This is a genomic window from Nonomuraea basaltis, assembly GCF_005893125.1.
Lineage (GTDB): Bacteria > Actinomycetota > Actinomycetes > Streptosporangiales > Streptosporangiaceae > Nonomuraea > Nonomuraea basaltis.
This window is the reverse complement of sequence record NZ_VCJS01000043.1, coordinates 1-16745: the sequence shown is the minus strand read 5'-3', so window position 1 is coordinate 16745 and position 16745 is coordinate 1. Positions and strand designations below refer to the sequence as shown.

Sequence of the window (16745 nt, the reverse complement as noted above, 5' to 3'; positions counted from 1 at the left end):
GCTCGCCGGCAGCAGGCCGGGGGCGGCGGTCCCATGACGTTTCCGGCGCGGTTGGCGCGAGCCGCGCCGGAAACAAATTCCTACGTGAATGAGCGATCTTTCAGCGAATGGCTCCGGGAGCAGTGCGAGCCCGAGTGGACGGCGGTCGTGACGCACCCGTTCGCCATGGCGATCACGACGGGCACCGCGGCCGACGACGACATGCGGCGCTACCTGGAGCAGGACTTCCAGTTCGTGGACTCCTTCACGGCCCTGCTCGGGGCGGCCGTGGCGAGCGCCGACACGTTCGAGGCACGGGTCCCGTACGGGAGGTTCCTCGGGCAGGTGGCGACCACGGAGGAGAAGACCTACTTCCACCGCGCGCTGGCGAAGCTGGGCGGGCGGACCGAGGTGCCGCTGGAGCCGGTGACGGCGGCGTTCCGTCAGCTCATGGACGAGGTGCGGACACAGCAGGACTACCCGCTGATCGTCGCCGTGCTGTGCGTGGCCGAGTGGTGTTACCTCGGCTGGGCCTCGCGGGCCGAGGCGCCGCTGCCGGAGAGCTTCGTCCACCGGGAGTGGATCGAGCTGCACGAGGGCGCGGAGTTCCGCGGTTGGGTCGCGTTCCTGCGCGGCGAGCTGGACCGGCTGGGCGCAGGGCTGGACGAGACCCGGCGGCATGAGGTGCTGGACGTGTTCCGCCTGGCGGTCGAGCTGGAGCGGGCGTTCTTCGACCTGGCCATGCCCTAGTAGCTGAGGACGGCCGCCAGGTCCGCGACCGTGCGGTAGTGGACGCCGGTCATGCCGAGCGCCCTGGCCGCCTCCACGTTCGCGAGCCGGTCGTCGACGAACAGGCAGCGCTCCGGCGGGACCCCGGCGCGCTCCGCGGCGATCTCGTAGATCCGCGCGTCAGGCTTGGCCACGCCGACCCTGGCGCTGCTGACCAGGTCGTCGGCGAAATAGGTGAGCCCCAGCCGGTCCAGGTGCTCCTCCACCGTGTCCATGGCGTTGGTCACGAGGATCACGGGGACGTGCTGCTGGGCCGTGGCCAGCAGCGCCTTGACCTCCTCGTCCACCCAGAAGCGCACCTCCATGAACTCGGCGACGGCCTGCCGCGCCCGCTCGTCCCCGCCGAGCGCGACGACGATCGACTCCGCCCACTGCGCCTCGGTGGCCTGGCCGAGCGTGGGCGGCGTGATCAGCACGGGGTCGAAGGCCGTCTTCATCAGGGGCAGGCCGTAGCGGGCCTCGATGTCGGTCTGGGCGGCATGGTCGAAGTGGCGTAGGACGCCGTCGAGGTCGGACAGCACCGCGGCAAAGGGGATCACAACCTCTCATTCTCGCAGCCCCAGGCTTTTCGCGTACCACCGAAGGTGCTGGAGCGACCAGCGGCACTACCATCTCCGAGACAGGATTCGGTATCGGAACGGTAGGGCATGAACGATCACCGGCTGCCACGAGAGCTGTGCCGGCTGTTCCCCGACGGCGGCAGGGGCCGTACGCTGTCTGCTCCCCTGCCCCCGGGCGACGTGGTCTGGCCTGACCCCGGCTATACCCGGCAGGGCGAGGCGGCCAGGCCGGCGTTCTGGATGAGCGACGAACCGGCGACCGGCGAAGACTGGGCGCGCCTGCGCGAGTGGCATCCGCACAGCGGGCTCTGGCCTCTGCTGCTGGACGAGTCGGCGCAGCCCTGGGCGGTCGGGCAGGTCGTGCCGGACGATCCACGCATGATCGACCACTTCACCGCCGAGGGCTTCATGGCCGAGGTGTGGCAGGAGTGGGTGACGCAGATGCCGCAGGACGCGCTGGCCGAGCTGGAGCCTTACGGTGCGATCTGCCCCGGCCTGGCGCCGCCCGGCGTGCCGAAGGCCGATCCCGAGGCGGTCGCCGACTGGTACGCGCGCGAGCTGGCCGCCAGGGGCATGCCGCTCGGCCTGGTCGCGGCCGCCAGGGGCGCGGACGCGCTCGCGGTCATGGGCTGGCAGGGCGCGCTGCACCACAACGAGTGGATGGTGCCGATGGCGGCGGTGGTGCGCAGCTGGGAGGACCGGTTCGGGGCGCGGGTGGTGGGCGTCGGGTTCAACACGCTGGAGCTGAGCGTGGCCGCGCCGCCGGTGGATCCCGAGCACGCGTTACACGTGGCGGCCGAGCACTGGACGTTCTGCCCGGACAACGTCGTCCAGAGCGCCGGCGATCTCCAGGGCTACGCAGAGCAGATCATCGGGGGACACGCCTGGTCTTTCTGGTGGGACTGAATTCGGGGCCTTTACGCTACCTTTAGCTCTCGTGTCCTGGGGAGATCTGACGCCGGAGTTACTCCACTCCTCCGTCTGGGCCGACGGGCTGGTGGAGTCGGCCGGCATTCCGGTGTACGACATGCCGCTGGTGTCGGTGGGCGGCGGGCTGGGTTCGTTCACCCTGGTGGACGTCCTGCGCGTCAGCGGCGTCGCGGCGTCGGCCATGCGGGTGCTCTCCAACAGCGACTCCCCCTGGCAGACCTGGGAATACCTGACCCGCGTCTCGCAGCTTCCGGCGCACGAGCGCATCCGCTCCGACTCGGGCGCACGGCCCGACAACATCTGGGGCTTCCCGTCGTACGCGGTGCAGGAGGCGTGGCAGGAGCGCTCGCTCAAGCCGCTGCTCCAGGTGCTCACCGAGCCGCTCATGGCCGACTTCTACAGCCCGAAGTCCGCGATGGTCACGTGGAGCGTACGGCGCGAGGCCGACCGCATCGGCTACTGGGAGATGCTGGCCAAGGGCCAGGTGCGCATGGTCAGGAAGCGCCTGGGCGGCGGCTACTTCACCGTGCTGACCCCGCCGTCCGGCAGCGGGCCGACCAAGCGGGTGGTACTGCGCTCCCGATACGTGCATCTGGCCGTGGGCTATCCGGGGCTGAAGTTCCTCGACGACCTGCAGGAGTTCCGGCAGCGGCAGGGCGAGCGATACCGGGTGGTCAACGCGTACGAGCCGCACGAGCACGTCTACGACCAGCTGCGCAAGCGCCCGGGCGTGGTGGTCGTGCGCGGCGCCGGCATCGTGGCCTCGCGCGTGCTGCAGCGGCTCATGGACGACCGGGAGCGATACGGGCTGCAGACGCAGATAGTGCACCTCTTCCGCACGTACGTCACCGGGGCGCACGGGCCGCATCTGTTCATGCGGCGCAAGGGCGGCGGCGGCTGGGCCTACCAGGCGTTCACCATGCCGAAGTCGGCGTTCGGCGGCCAGCTGAAGGCCCAGTTCCGCAAGGCGTCCCCCGAGCGGCGGGCCAGGCTGGCCGGGCTGGTCGCCGGGACCACCACGCCCAAGCTCGCCCGCTGGCAGGAGCAGCTGCACCGGGCCAGGCAGGGCAGCTGGTACCACGCCGTGCAGGCCGTCGTGGAACGCATAGACCAGGCGCCCGACGGCCGGCTGGTCACCTACACCCGCAGCGCGAACTCGGCGGGCATGCAGTACGCCTCCGACTTCATCATCGACTGCACCGGGCTCGAGGCCGACATGCCCGAGCACCGGGTGCTCGACGACCTGCTCAAGCACGGCGGCGCGCGGCCCAACAAGGCGGGCCGGTTGCAGGTGGGCCCGCACTTCGAGGTGCTCGGCGCGGAGAGCGACGGTGGCGTGCTCTACGCCTCGGGCGCGGCCACCGCCGGCAACCACTTCCTGGCCGTGGACAGCTTCCTCGGCATGCAGACCGCCGCGCTCGACATCGCCGACGACCTGGCCAGGCGCGGGTTCTGCAAGGGGCTCGGCCCGTTCAGGTCCGTGTCCCAGTGGCTCAAGTGGGTGGCGAACAGGAGGCTCGCTTGATCCCGACGCTCGCCGGGCGCGTGCAGACCCGGCTGTTCGTGCTGGCCACGGTGGGGACCGTGCTGACCGCGCTGCTCACGCTGCTGCTGCCGATGTCCGTCAAGGACGCCTATCTCGTGCTGCTGGCCGTCGCCGTGGCCGGCGTCGGCTGGGAGCTGCTGTACCACCTGCTGATGCAGTTCCGCTGGGACAAGGACTGGCCGACGCTGTTCGGGCTGGTCACCGCCGTGCCGGAGGGGCTGCTCATGTGGGTGCTGCTCGACGCCGGCCTGGTGCCGGGCATTCGGGGACCGGTGTCCTGGTGGGCGTTCGTATTGATGTTCACGGTCGTCTGGCTGGGCCAGTGGCTGTTCGTGAACGGGCCCATGCGGGTGCTGTTCGTCAAGTGGCGGCTTCGGGGTGGCCGCCTGCTGTGATCGATCGAAGGGGGAACTCATGGGCGGCGTCGAGTTAGCTCGACCGCTGTACTTCTGGCTGGGCACGCTGGCCACCGTCGCGGGGGTGGTGCTGCATCTGCCGATGTACCTGCACGGCGCGGAGATGCACTACAAGCTGGCCGGGATGCCGATGGACCTGCCGATGACGATCGGCATGGTGCTGATCGTGGCGGGGCTGGCCCAGGCGGCCGCGAACGCGGCCGCGGCCTCCCTCGCCCCGCTCGCCGCCGACACGCTGGCGGCGGTGCGGTCGGTCTACGACGAGCTGATCCGCCCCCAGGTCCACCAGCGCTGGTAGCCCAGGCGGCGGCGTTGACGGAGGGTGGGCCGCCACCGCCATCGCGTCCCTCGCCCGCGACGGGTAGTCCGCGCCTGCGCCTACGCTGTTGGGCATGATTCGTCCTGCCACGCCCGCAGATGTGCCCGCGATCCTCGACATGATCCGTGAGCTCGCCGAGTACGAGAAGGCCGCCCACGAGGTACGTGCCACCGAGGAACAACTGCGCGCCGTCCTCTTCTGCGACCACCCCGCCGCCTTCGTCCACATCGCCGAGCAGGACGGCGAGGTCGCCGGCTTCACCCTGTGGTTCCTCACCTTCTCCACCTGGCGGGGCGTGCACGGGATCTACATGGAGGACCTCTACGTACGTCCCCAGCACCGCGGCGGCGGGCACGGCCTGGCGCTGATGGGGGAGCTGGCGAGGATCTGCGCGGAACGGGGATACCAGCGGCTGGAGTGGGCGGTGCTCGACTGGAACGAGCCGAGCATCGGCTTCTACGACAAGCTCGGCGCGGTCCGGCAGGACGAGTGGCTCAAGTACCGGCTGACGGACGAGCCGCTCCAGCGACTCGGCGGCAGCCAGGACTGACGGCCGCCGAGTCGCCGTGACCGGCGCCGTGGCCACACACATCACGCAGGTCACGCTCGGTGACGTGACCTGCGTGACATGATCCGTTAAATACCGGCGGGTGTCCTGGCTCGCGCCCTCTCCGCCTCGTCGTACACCCCCATCTCTGGCTCCCCGATCTCGCGATGGGTCTCCTCCATGCGGAGTGCCACCCCGAGCGCGAAGCACGTCGGAGCCCACTCGCCTATGAAGATCCCCCACCGGTCGGCCCGATCCAGGCCAGCTCGCTCGACGTTCCTCGACAGGAACCAGGTCCCGAAGGACACGGCGATCGATAGGGCCCCCGCGGTGTACATGTGACTGGACCTGAGGCCCATCTGGTGCAGCTTCTTGATCATGCTTCCCCCCTTGATGTGAGAGCTGTTACCCGAGCGTGCGCCGCGTAACCGATCATTACGAGCATGTTTCCGGCGTGACGCTTGTGCGTGGCTTGTTACGTCGGTGAATCACATGTAACGAACGCACAGCCACGGATTGTCAGAGTGCGTAACGCGCGATTCCTACCTTGGAGATCCCCGGTCGCCGAGTGTAGGAGAGTTTCGATGGCGCGCTGGATCGCTGAGTGGCATCCCGACAACCCAGCCTTCTGGGAGAGTTCAGGCAAGCGCGTCGCACGGCGCAACCTGATCTTCTCGATCTTTGCCGAGCACCTCGGCTTCACCGTATGGACGTTGTGGAGCATCGTGGCCACCAAGCTGGGGGTCTACGAATTCACGACCGACCAGCTGTTCTGGCTGGTCGCCCTGCCGAACCTGATCGGCTCCGTGCTGCGGATCCCCTACACCTTCGGCCCCGCCAAGTTCGGCGGGCGCAACTTCACCGTGGTCAGCGCGTTGCTGCTGATCATCCCCGCCGTGCTTCTCGGGGTGGCGGTGAGCAGCCCGGACACGCCGTACTGGCTGTTCCTGGTGATCGCGGCCCTGGCCGGCTTCGGCGGCGGCAACTTCGCCTCCAGCATGGCCAACATCACCTACTTCTACCCCCGCAACAAGCAGGGGGTGGCGCTCGGGCTGAACGCCGCGGGCGGCAACATCGGCGTCAGCTCCGTCCAGCTCGTCATGCCGCTCGTCATCGGCTCGCTCGGGCTGGCCGCCGCCGGCTGGTTCTGGGTCCCGTTCGCCGTCGTGGCGGCCGTCTGCGCCTGGTTCTTCATGGACAACCTGACCAGCGCCAAGGCCAGCCCGCGGGAGCAGCTCGCGGTGGCCGGCAAGGCCCAGACCTGGATCATGTCGTTCCTGTACATCGGCACGTTCGGCTCGTTCATCGGCTACGCCACCGCCTTCCCGCTGCTGAGCAAGAGCCTGTTCCCCGACTCCCCGTTCGCGGTCGTGGCCTTCGTCGGGCCCCTGGTCGGCTCGCTGATCAGGCCGGTGGGCGGCTGGCTGGCCGACAAGCTCGGCGGAGCGCCCGTCACACTGTGGAACTTCGCCGCGATGGGCGGCGGCGTCCTGCTGGTCTGGGTGGCCAGCACCTCCGGCAACTTCTGGCTGTTCTTCCTGGCCTTCCAGGTGCTGTTCCTCACCTCCGGCATCGGCAACGGCTCCACGTATCGCATGATCCCCGCGATCTTCCAGGCGAAGGCCGTGGCCGAGCGCGGTGAGAGCGAGGAGGCCCTGCTGTACGGCAAGCGCCAGGCGTCGGCCGCCATCGGCATCATCTCGGCGGTCGGAGCGCTCGGCGGGTTCCTCATCAACCGGGCGTTCGGCATGGCCTTCGCCGCCACCGGCACCCCTGCCCCCGCCTTCCTCACCTTCGCCATCTTCTACGCGGCCTGCCTCGGCCTGACCTGGTGGTGCTACATGCGCACCGTCGGCGTCAAGTCCGTGGCCAGCCTCGCGCACGCCAGGGTCTGAATCGTGGCCGACGCGGTGAAGACGCACTGCCCGTACTGCGCTCTGCAGTGCGGCATGGAAATCGGTCCTGAGTTGGCCATCCGGCCCAGGACCGACATCCCGGCCAACGCCTCGGGCGCGCTGTGCCAGAAGGGGTGGACGGCGGGCGACCTGCTCTCCAACGGCGAGCGCCTGACCACCCCTCTCCTGCACGGCGAGCCCGTGGAATGGGACGTCGCGCTCGATTACGTGGCGAACCGGCTGAGCGCCATCCGCGTCGAACACGGCCCCGACGCCGTCGCCGTTTTCGGCGGCGGCGGGCTGACCAACGAGAAGGCTTACACGCTGGGCAAGTTCGCCCGGGTCGCGCTCGGCACCAGCCAGATCGACTACAACGGGCGCTTCTGCATGTCGTCGGCGGCGGCCGCCTCCATCAAGGCGTTCGGCATGGACCGCGGGATGCCGTTCCCGATCACCGACCTGGCCGAGGCCGACATCGTGCTGCTGGCCGGCGGGAACGTCGCCGAGACCATGCCGCCGTTCGTCCGGCACCTGACCGGCCCGCGCATGATCGTCATCGACCCGCGCCGCACCCAGACCGCCAAGCTGGCCTGGCTGCACCTGCAGCCCACGCCCGGCACCGACCTGGCGCTCGCCCTCGGGCTGCTGCACCTGGTCGTCGCCGAAGAGCTGGTGGACGAGGAGTACGTGGCCACGCGGACCACCGGGTTCGACGAGGTACGCACCTCGCTGGCCTCCTGGTGGCCCGAGCGGGTCGAGCGGATCACCGGAGTGCCCGTCTACCGGATGCGGCAGGCCGCCCGGGCCATGGCCGCGGCCAGGAAGGCGTACATCCTGACCGGGCGCGGCGCCGAGCAGCACGCCAAGGGCACCGACACCGTCACCGCGTTCATCAACCTGGCGCTCGCGCTCGGCCTGCCCGGCCGGCACGGCTCCGGGTACGGCTGCGTGACCGGGCAGGGCAACGGGCAGGGCGGCCGGGAGCACGGCCAGAAGGCCGACCAGCTCCCCGGCTACCGCAAGATCGACGACCCGGCCGCGCGCGAGCACGTCGCCGGGGTGTGGGGCGTGCCCGCCGAGTCCCTGCCGGGGCCGGGGCGGTCGGCGTACGAGCTGCTCGACGCCCTCGGCACCCCGGGCGGACCGAAGGCGCTGCTGCTGTTCGGCTCCAACCCGGTGATCTCCGCGCCCGCCGCCGAGCACGTCGCCGAGCGCATCGCCTCCCTCGACCTGCTGGTGACCTGTGACTTCGTCATGTCCGAGACCGCCGCCATGGCCGACGTCGTGTTCCCGGTCACGCAGTGGGCCGAGGAGAGCGGCACCATGACCAATCTGGAGGGACGCGTCCTGCTCCGCAACCAGGCCACCGCGCCGCCCGAGGGCGTCAGGAGCGACCTCGACGTGCTCGCCGGGCTCGCCGGGCGGCTCGGGCACCGCTTCGAGACCGAGCCGGTCAAGGTGTTCGACGAGCTGCGCCGCGCCAGCAAGGGCGGCGTCGCCGACTACTCCGGCATCACGTACGAGCGCATCACCGCCGAGAAGGGCGTGTTCTGGCCCTGCCCGGAGACCGGGCACCCCGGGACGCCGCGCCCGTTCCTCGACTCCTTCGCCACCCCGGACGGCCGCGCCAGGTTCGTCCCCGTCCAGCACCGGCCCCCGGCGGAGGAGACCGACGCGGACTATCCCGTCCACCTGAGCACCGGCCGGGTGCTCGCCCACTACCAGAGCGGCGCGCAGACCCGCAGGATCGCGGCGCTCGTCCAGGCCGCTCCCGAGCCGTACGTCGAGCTGCACCCGGATCTGGCCGAGCAGCTCGACATCGCCGCCGGGGACGTCGTGCGGGTCAGCAGCAGGAGAGGCGAGGCCAAGGCCGTCGCCAGGATCAGCGACGCCATCAGGCGCGACACCGTATTCATGCCCTTCCACTGGGAGGGCGCCAACCGGCTCACCAACCCGGCCCTCGACCCGACGTCGAAGATGCCGGAGTTCAAGGTCTGCGCGGTCAGGGTGGAGAGGGACTCATGAGGCTCGTCGTCGTCGGGAACGGGATGGCCGGGTCGCGGCTGGTCAGCGAGGTGCGCACCCGGGACCCGCACATGAAGATCACAATTCTCGGCGCGGAGACGTGCCAGCCGTACAACCGGGTGCTGCTGTCGAACGTGCTCGCCGGCAGCTCGCGCCCCGAGCAGGTGCGGCTGCTCGACTCCTCCTGGTACGCCGCCCACAACGTCGAGGCGGCCTTCGGCAGCGCGGTCGCCCACATCGACAGGGAGACCAGGCACGTCGTGACCGAGGGCGGGCGGCGCGAGCCGTACGACCTGCTGGTCCTGGCCACCGGCAGCGAGGCCATCGTGCCGCCGATCCCCGGCGTGGAGCGGGCGATCCCGTTCCGCACGCTGGAGGACTGCGAGCGCATCCTGCAGTCCGCCGACCAGGCCCGCCGGGCGGTGGTCGTCGGCGGCGGGTTGCTCGGCATCGAGGCCGCCCGCGGCCTGGCCGGCCGCGGCCTGCCGGTCACGCTGCTGCACCTGGCCGGGCACCTCATGGAACGCCAGCTTGACGTCGAGGCCGGCGAGGTGCTCGGCGAGACGCTGGCCGGGCTCGGCGTCGACATCCGCACCGGCGTCAGCGCCGGCGCCGTGCGGGAGGACGGCGTCCTGCTGGCGGACGGCGAGCTGATCGAGGCCGACCTGGTCGTGCTGGCCTGCGGCGTCCGCCCCGTGACCGGGCTGGCCGCGGAGGCCGGGCTGGAGGTGCGGCGCGGCGTCGTCGTGGACGACGAGATGCGCACCGACGACCCGTCGATCTTCGCCATCGGCGAGTGCGCCGAGCACGACGGCACTGTGTACGGTCTGGTCGCCCCCGCCTGGGAGCAGGCCTCCGTGGCCGCCGACGTCATCACCGGCGGCAAGGCCCTCTACCGCGGCTCCAGGCTCGTCACCAGGCTCAAGGCCAGGAGCGTCGAGCTGGCCGCCATGGGCGAGACGCACCTCACCGAGGAGCACGCCGAGGTCGTCCGCTTCAGCCACCGGGCCCGCGGCACCTACCGCAAGCTCGTCATCCGCGACGGCCGGCTGGTCGGCGCGATCCTGCTGGGCGAGAGCGACGCCGTCGGCACGCTCACCCAGCTCTTCGACCGCGGCGGACCCGTGCCGGGGGATCGGGCGGGGCTGCTGTTCCCCGGGCTGTCCGCGACGCCCGTGGCGGACAGCCCGACGCTCATGCCCGACGCGGCCAAGGTCTGCCAGTGCAACAACGTGACCAAGGGCCAGATCAGGGCGTGCTGGGAGGCGGGGGCGCGGGACGTGGCCGGGGTGGCGGCCGCGACCAGGGCCACGACCGGATGCGGTACCTGCCGTGACGCCGTGGAGGGCATCGTCGGCTGGCTTTGCGAGCAGGAAGGGATCTCCGTATGAACAGGATCGTCGTCGTTGGGTACGGTCCGACGGCTCACCGGCTCGTCGAGACCCTGACGAGCAAGGGCTTCGACGGGCGCGTCACCGTGATCGGGGAGGAGCCGCGCCCGGCCTACGACCGGGTGCACCTGACCTCCTACCTGTCGGGCACCAGCGCGGAGGACCTCACCTACGCCGTGCCTTCTGGGATCGTGACGAGGCTGAACAGCCGCGTCACGGGCATCGACAGGGACGCCAAGCACGTGGTCACCGCCGACGGGGACGTCGAGCCGTACGACGTGCTGGTGCTGGCCACGGGCTCGGCGCCGTTCGTGCCGCCGGTGCCCGGGGCCGAGCACGCATTCGTCTACCGCACGATCGAGGACCTCGACGCGATCAGGGTGGCCGCCAAGGACGCGGCCGAGGGCGTCGTCGTCGGCGGCGGCCTGCTCGGTCTTGAGGCGGCCGACGCGCTGCGGTCGCTCGGGCTGATGGCGCACATCGTCGAGATGAGCCCCTGGCTGATGCCGCGGCAGGTCGACGAGGGCGGCGGCGCGGTGCTGAAGCAGCACATCGAGAGCCTCGGGCTGGGCGTGCACTCCGGCGCCGGCGTGCAGGAGATCGTGCTGTCCGACGGCGAGGTCGCCGGGCTGCGCAAGCCGGACGGGACGGTGCTGGACGCGCAGGTCGTGGTCTTCTCGGCGGGCATCAGGCCGCGCGACGAGCTGGCCAGGTCGTCCGGGCTGGAGGTGGGCGAGCGGGGCGGCATCGTGGTGGACTCCTCGATGCTCACCTCCGACCCCGCCATCTACGCGGTCGGCGAGTGCGCCCTCTTCAGCGGGATGATCTACGGGCTGGTCGGGCCGTGCAACAACATGGCCGAGGTGGCCGCCGACCGGATCATGGGCGGGTCCTCGACGTTCGAGGGCGCGGACATGTCCACGAAGCTCAAGCTGCTCGGCGTCGAGGTCGCGCAGTTCGGAGCGATGGACGGGGCGCTGGACGTCACCTACATGGACCCGGTGGCCGGCGTCTACAAGAAGCTGTTCATCAGTGACGACGCGCAGACGCTGCTCGGCGGCATCTGCGTGGGCGACGCCTCGCCGTACACGTCGCTGCGGCCGTTCGTGGGCAAGGCGCTCCCGGCATCGCCGTCCGACCTGCTGTTCAGCGGGGCGGGGGCCAGCCTGGACCTGCCGGACGAGGCGCAGGTGTGCTCGTGCAACAACGTGTGCGCGGGCGACATCCGCACGGCCATCGCCGACAAGGGCGTCACCGACGTCCCCGGGATCAAGGCGTGCACCCGGGCCGGCACCACCTGCGGCAGCTGCGTGCCGATGCTCAAGCAGCTGCTGGAGAAGTCGGGCGTCGAGGTCAGCAAGAACTTGTGCGAGCACTTCACGTACTCGCGGGCCGAGCTGTTCGACATCGTACGCGTCCGCAAGATCACGACGTTCTCCCAGCTCATCACCGAGCACGGCCAGGGCCGGGGCTGCGACATCTGCAAGCCGGCCGTGGCCTCGATCCTGGCCTCGCTGCACAACGGGCACGTGCTCGAGGGCGAGCGGGCCACGCTGCAGGACACCAACGACGCCTTCCTGGCCAACATCCAGAAGAACGGCACCTACTCCGTCGTCCCGCGCATCCCCGGCGGCGAGATCACGCCCGACAAGCTCATCGTGATCGGCGAGGTGGCCCGCGACTTCGGCCTCTACACGAAGATCACCGGCGGGCAGCGGATCGACCTGTTCGGTGCCCGGATCGAGCAGCTCCCGGAGATCTGGCGGCGGCTGGTCGAGGCCGGGTTCGAGTCGGGGCACGCGTACGGCAAGGCGCTGCGCACCGTCAAGTCGTGCGTGGGCTCGACCTGGTGCCGCTACGGCGTGCAGGACTCGGTCGGCATGGCCATCGCGCTGGAGTTGCGCTACCGCGGCCTGCGCTCGCCGCACAAGCTCAAGTCCGCCGTCTCCGGCTGCGCCCGCGAGTGCGCCGAGGCCAGGTCCAAGGACTTCGGGATCATCGCCACCGAGCAGGGCTGGAACCTGTACGTCGGCGGCAACGGCGGATTCAAGCCCCGCCACGCCGATCTGCTGGCCAAGGACCTGAGCTCGGAAGAGCTGATCAGGACCATCGACAGGTTCCTGATGTTCTACATCCGCACGGCGGACAGGCTGCAACGCACCGCCGCCTGGATCGAGTCGCTGGACGGCGGGCTCGACTACCTACGCGAGGTGATCATGGAAGACTCGCTCGGCATCTGCGCCGACCTCGACGCGCAGATGGAGCACCACATCGCCACGTACGCCGACGAGTGGGCGGCCACCCTGGACGACCCCGGCAAGCTGAGCAGGTTCGTCAGCTTCGTCAACGCGCCCGGCGTGCCCGACCCGTCGATCGTGTTCGCCAGCGAGCGCGGCCAGATCAAGCCGGTGATGGCGCAATGAGCTGGACCCCGATCTGCGACCTCGACGCGCTGCTCCCGGAACGCGGCGTCTGCGCCCTGGTGAAGGGCAGGCAGGTTGCCGTCTTCCGCACCTACGACGGCACGCTGCATGCGCTGGACAACCTCGACCCGTTCAGCGGCGCGTACGTGCTCTCGCGCGGCATCGTCGGCACCAGGAAGGGTGAGCCGACGGTGGCCTCGCCGCTGCACAAGCAGGTGTTCTCGCTGGTGTCCGGGGTGTGCCTGGACGAAAAGGAGATCGCGGTGCCGGTCTATCCGGTACGGGTGGCCGGCGGGCTCGTGGAGGTGGCCGTCTAGTCACCAGTGAAAACCAGGCCCAGGCCGTGAGCTCGCACGACGGCCTGGGCCTGGTTTTGTGCTGTTCCCGGTCGTGTCCAGGGGCGTGGGGGCGCCGCTCGGCGCGACCGTCTGGCGTGCCCGCTGCGGCGCCGTCAGCCTCTGCTGCTCTCGGCCGGGGGGTAGACGTGCGGACTCCGGTGGGCCGCTGGTAGCACGCAGCGCCGTCCCGCCTCTACGCTGTCGCAGCGTTCGGCGTCCTCGCGCTGGGGGAGTGGTTCGGGGTTCGCCTGTGTTCGCGGCACTGGACGGACGCTATCCGCGCCACCTGCCGCAATGGTCTCGTGGGGGCAACGATCGAAGCTCTGAACGGTCTCGCCAAAACCGGTCATTTCGCCGAGTAATGCCGAACGAGGTAAAGGAGACGTGCAAAGTGCCTAAACCGCGCATTCGCTCGTGAGTGGCGGGGGCATCAAGCGGCCATGAGCAAGATTTCTCAGCGCAGGGCACTCCTGCTGGCCGCGATCGTCCCCGCCATGCTCGTGGCGGGCTGCGCCGCGGGAGGCAACAGTTCCCAGGCCATGAAGGGCGCGGCGAGCCCGATGACGCCGACGGACACCATGATGTCGCCTGACGACACCGACATGTCACCGCCGATCGGGACGGATACGGGCACCGCCTCGCCGACGGAAACGGGTGGGGCCGGCCAGGCGCGGTCGGTCGTCCAGGGCTTCTTCGACGCGCTCAAGTCCGGGAACGCGGACCAGGCCGCCGGCAAGTTCGCCGACGACGCCGTGGTCGCCCTGGACGGGGAGCCCACGGCGAAGGGCTCCGACGCGATCGCCAAGCTCTTCAAGGACCGGCTCCAGGACATGAAGGGCCAGACGCACACCATCGAGGAGTCGCGTGCGGCCGGTGGCGACAACGCCATCGTCCGCGCGACGAGCAAGCAGGACGACGAGGAGAGCCGCGAGCTGTTCGTCGTCACGCGGAACGGCGGGGAGTGGAAGATCTCGCAGTTCATGAGCAACCAGGCGGCCTGAGCGGATTCCGCCAGGGAATACAGGAGGGGGTATATTGCCGCTGTCGGTGTAGCGAGTGAGGCGAGATGGTCGGATACACCGACGGCGAGCAGGAGCACCTGCGACGGCTGCGCCGCGTCGAGGGACAGGCACGAGGGCTTCAGCGCATGGCCGAGGACGACGTCGCATCTCCTTGGCCCTGTGCTCCTGGAACCTGCGTGGCGCGCCCGGTGTATCTACACCGAGGTGATCCTATGAGGAGAATGCTGGCCGTGCTGGTCGCCGCGGTGGCGGCCCTGAGCGCCGTGACCGTTCCGGCCGCCGCGGCGGGCGGCTGGGCGGTGACGTACCTGGATCCGCTGCCGGCCCGGTTCGAGGACGGTAGGCCGTACGCGCTGGGCTTCTGGGTGCTTCAGCACGGCACCCACCCGTTCGAGGGGGAGCTCGGGGCCGTCGGGCTGCGGCTCACCAGGGAGAAGGACGGGAAGAGCCTGTCCTTCGACGGCACGGCCCTGCCCGAGGCCGGGCACTACGCCACGTCGGTGGTCGTGCCGGAAGGGGTGTGGAAGGTCGAGGGCATCCAGGGGATGTTCCAGCCGCACGACGTGGGGGTGCTCACGGTTCCGGGCGGTCTCGAGATCAAGCCCGTGGGGAAGGAAGTGGTCGAGGGCTTCGTGTCGCGGGGGACCGACTACTGGGACGCCGTACGTCCGCCCGGATTCCCGGACCTGCCGGGCGAGAAGGTGACCGTCGGCTCCGGTCATGCGGTGCCCACGGTGTCGCCGCAGGGCGCGGTGGCCACGGCCGTTCCTCAGGTTCCGGTGGCCACGGCGTCCGCGCAGGAGAAGGTTGCTGCTGGAGAGGCGGCGCAGCGGCAGGAGTCCGGCGGGGTTCCCGCGTACACGCTGCTGATCGCCGCCGTGGGCGGCGCGCTGCTCGCCGCGGCGGGCCTGCAATGGCTGCCCCTGCCGCGCCTGTCGCCTCTGTCCCGCCTGCCTGGGCGGTCGCGCCGGAGGGAGGACGAGCCGGACCCACCTGCGGACTCGTCGTCGGAGACGATCGTCATCTCGGGTTAGCCGGGGCCGTCTTGCTTATACCCTGGCGGGGTATATTCAGGGTGGAGGAGGACACATGCGAAGTTTGACCGCTCTAGAACCCGCCGACGCTCCGGACAAGTCCCGCGAACTGCTGACGGACCTCATCAGCCGCCATGGCTCCGTCGGCGAGATGGTCGCCACGATGGCACACTCTCCGGCGCTGCTGGAGGGCTACCTGGGGCTGACCAGGGCCATGAAGAGATCGAAGCTCCCGAGGCCGCTGAGCGAGAAGATCTCGCTGGCCGTACAGGAGTGGATCGGTTGCGAGATGTGCAAGCAGGCCCACGCGAGGGCGGCGGGCAAGGCCGGCCTGAGCGAGAGCGACATCGCGCTGGCCAGGCAGGGCACCTCCACGGACGCGCGTGAGGCGGCGCTGATCGGGGTGGCGATGCGGGTGCTCGCCGAGCCCGGCTCTCTGGGCGACAAGGACGTGGCCGAGCTGCGGTCGCACGGCTGGAGCGACCGGGTGATCGCGGAGATCGTCGGCCTGGTCGCGCTCAACCTGCTGACGGGGGCGTTCAACCTGCTCGCGGGCATCGAACCGGCCGATCCGTCTTGACCACCGGGCCTTCCCCCGATCGGCTAGCGCATCCTGACGATCAACCTGCGGATCTTGCGTAGGTCACGCAGCCTGTGCTCGTACGTCGCCCCGGTGAACAGCAGGAACGCGCCCGCCAGCGCGATCGGCAGCCAGCGCGGACCCTCGCCCATCAACTCGGCGAGGGTCGGCGCGAACTCGTGGGCCGCCGTCACCACCAGCACCGCCCCGCCGAGGATCAGCGGCGCCTGTAGCCGCGCCCAGGCCCCGGCCAGGGTCGCGGCGAACGCGGCCACGCCGAGCAGCAGCGGCCTGGCCAGGCCGGGGTCGTTCCAGGCCGCGTACGCGCTCGGCAGGAAGGTCAGCGCGAGCGCCGTGCCGTAGCCCACCCAGGAGGAGACACCGGGATCACGCCGCCTGGCCAGCCATGCCGCGATCAGGCCGGCCACGGACAGGGACGCGGTGTACGCCTCGGGGGCCGTGACGTTCGAGATCGCCAGCTGGAGCCAGAGGGCGAACTGCAGCAGGCCCAGCCCGGCCCAGGCGGCCGGACGCCGATCCGGGCGCAGGGCGACGGCCAGCGCGAGGACGCCGCTGCAGGCCAGCGCGAGACTCACCAGCCGGGCATCGGACACGGCCATGATCAACCCGACCCCGGCCAGCCACCACCCAGGCACCTCGACCCCGAGAGCCACCCTGCCTTCAGCCTGGCGGGCCAGTCCGGCCGCCGTCAGGGCGGACAGTGCGGCGACGGCGATTGCCGCGAAGGCCGCCACCTCCAGCCGGAACCCCGCCGACAGCGCGGAGGCGATCGCCAGCCCGCCCGTCGCGACGGTGGCCGCGGCGGCGGCACCCGTCCGCGCGGCCGGACCACGTGCGAGGACCCCTGCCACGACCCCCACCACCGCGACCCCGGCCAGCACCACCAGCGTGTACAGCTCCGAGTCCAGCGCCCACACGACCACATGCGCA

The 16745-nt window shown here is 70.5% G+C and carries 17 protein-coding genes and 1 pseudogene; 15 read left to right on the top strand and 3 right to left on the bottom strand.

All coding sequences use genetic code 11. The features are described from left to right. The first annotated feature begins 84 nt into the window (after positions 1-84). Entirely contained in the window at positions 85-729 is a 645-nt protein-coding gene (locus EJK15_RS21495; protein ID WP_240777114.1) for a TenA family protein, read from the top strand. Here the strand turns inward: EJK15_RS21495 and EJK15_RS21490 are convergent. Then, positions 726-1307, bottom strand: coding sequence for an HAD family hydrolase (locus EJK15_RS21490; RefSeq protein WP_138712252.1), 582 nt, complete (start codon positions 1305-1307; stop codon positions 726-728). The genes EJK15_RS21495 and EJK15_RS21490 overlap by 4 nt on opposite strands. A gap of 108 nt (positions 1308-1415) precedes the next feature. Here EJK15_RS21490 and EJK15_RS21485 point away from each other — a divergent pair, with 108 nt between their 5' ends. From EJK15_RS21485 to EJK15_RS21465, 5 genes are all read left to right on the top strand, one after another. Further along, the gene (locus tag EJK15_RS21485) at positions 1416-2234 is read left to right on the top strand and encodes a DUF4253 domain-containing protein (RefSeq protein ID WP_138712251.1); all 819 of its coding nucleotides are present in this window, start codon (positions 1416-1418) and stop codon (positions 2232-2234) included. 31 nt (positions 2235-2265) lie between these two features. After that, positions 2266-3783, top strand: a complete 1518-nt coding sequence (locus EJK15_RS21480; protein WP_138712250.1) for a hypothetical protein — start codon at positions 2266-2268, stop codon at positions 3781-3783. Beyond that, positions 3780-4199 carry a hypothetical protein gene (locus tag EJK15_RS21475; protein ID WP_138712249.1) on the top strand — a complete coding sequence of 140 codons (420 nt, stop codon included), beginning with the start codon at positions 3780-3782 and terminating at the stop codon, positions 4197-4199. The genes EJK15_RS21480 and EJK15_RS21475 overlap by 4 nt, the downstream gene beginning before the upstream one ends. A 19-nt stretch (positions 4200-4218) precedes the next feature. Next, positions 4219-4518 carry a hypothetical protein gene (locus EJK15_RS77640; RefSeq protein ID WP_420847078.1) on the top strand — a complete coding sequence of 100 codons (300 nt, stop codon included), beginning with the start codon at positions 4219-4221 and terminating at the stop codon, positions 4516-4518. A 94-nt stretch (positions 4519-4612) separates the two neighbouring features. Then, positions 4613-5089 carry a GNAT family N-acetyltransferase gene (locus EJK15_RS21465; RefSeq protein ID WP_138712248.1) on the top strand — a complete coding sequence of 159 codons (477 nt, stop codon included), beginning with the start codon at positions 4613-4615 and terminating at the stop codon, positions 5087-5089. An 86-nt stretch (positions 5090-5175) separates the two neighbouring features. Here EJK15_RS21465 and EJK15_RS21460 read toward each other — a convergent pair whose 3' ends face one another. Next, a complete protein-coding gene (locus tag EJK15_RS21460; protein ID WP_138712247.1) occupies positions 5176-5466 on the bottom strand; it encodes a hypothetical protein in 291 nt (96 codons plus the stop codon). A gap of 204 nt (positions 5467-5670) precedes the next feature. On the opposite strand from EJK15_RS21460, the gene EJK15_RS21455 reads away from it, so the two are divergent. The 9 genes and pseudogenes from EJK15_RS21455 to EJK15_RS21420 all read left to right on the top strand — a co-directional run bounded on the left by EJK15_RS21455 (position 5671) and on the right by EJK15_RS21420 (position 15794). After that, on the top strand, positions 5671-6981 hold the full coding sequence (locus EJK15_RS21455) for an MFS transporter (protein WP_138712246.1): 1311 nt from the start codon (positions 5671-5673) through the stop codon (positions 6979-6981). Between the two features lie 3 nt (positions 6982-6984). Further along, complete coding sequence (locus EJK15_RS21450; RefSeq protein ID WP_138712245.1) at positions 6985-9006, top strand: molybdopterin oxidoreductase family protein; 2022 nt, start codon at positions 6985-6987, stop codon at positions 9004-9006. Next, positions 9003-10397, top strand: a complete 1395-nt coding sequence (locus EJK15_RS21445) for an FAD-dependent oxidoreductase (RefSeq protein WP_138712244.1) — start codon at positions 9003-9005, stop codon at positions 10395-10397. Before EJK15_RS21450 ends, EJK15_RS21445 begins: the two co-directional genes overlap by 4 nt. After that, positions 10394-12820, top strand: coding sequence for a nitrite reductase large subunit NirB (gene nirB, locus EJK15_RS21440; protein ID WP_138712243.1), 2427 nt, complete (start codon positions 10394-10396; stop codon positions 12818-12820). Before EJK15_RS21445 ends, nirB begins: the two co-directional genes overlap by 4 nt. Beyond that, entirely contained in the window at positions 12817-13137 is a 321-nt protein-coding gene (gene nirD, locus EJK15_RS21435; RefSeq protein ID WP_138712242.1) for a nitrite reductase small subunit NirD, read from the top strand. The genes nirB and nirD overlap by 4 nt, the downstream gene beginning before the upstream one ends. A 461-nt stretch (positions 13138-13598) precedes the next feature. Then, on the top strand, positions 13599-14159 hold the full coding sequence (locus EJK15_RS21430; protein ID WP_138712241.1) for a YybH family protein: 561 nt from the start codon (positions 13599-13601) through the stop codon (positions 14157-14159). A gap of 65 nt (positions 14160-14224) precedes the next feature. Beyond that, positions 14225-14320, top strand: a pseudogene (locus tag EJK15_RS72895) (metal-sensing transcriptional repressor); the annotation flags it as partial. 72 nt (positions 14321-14392) lie between these two features. Then, entirely contained in the window at positions 14393-15214 is an 822-nt protein-coding gene (locus EJK15_RS21425) for a hypothetical protein (protein ID WP_206061027.1), read from the top strand. A 55-nt stretch (positions 15215-15269) separates the two neighbouring features. Beyond that, a complete protein-coding gene (locus EJK15_RS21420; RefSeq protein ID WP_138712239.1) occupies positions 15270-15794 on the top strand; it encodes a carboxymuconolactone decarboxylase family protein in 525 nt (174 codons plus the stop codon). A 23-nt stretch (positions 15795-15817) separates the two neighbouring features. On the opposite strand, the gene EJK15_RS70755 is transcribed toward EJK15_RS21420, so the two are convergent. Further along, the coding region (locus tag EJK15_RS70755; protein ID WP_420847077.1) for an SCO7613 C-terminal domain-containing membrane protein at positions 15818-16745 on the bottom strand (928 nt) is incomplete at its 5' end.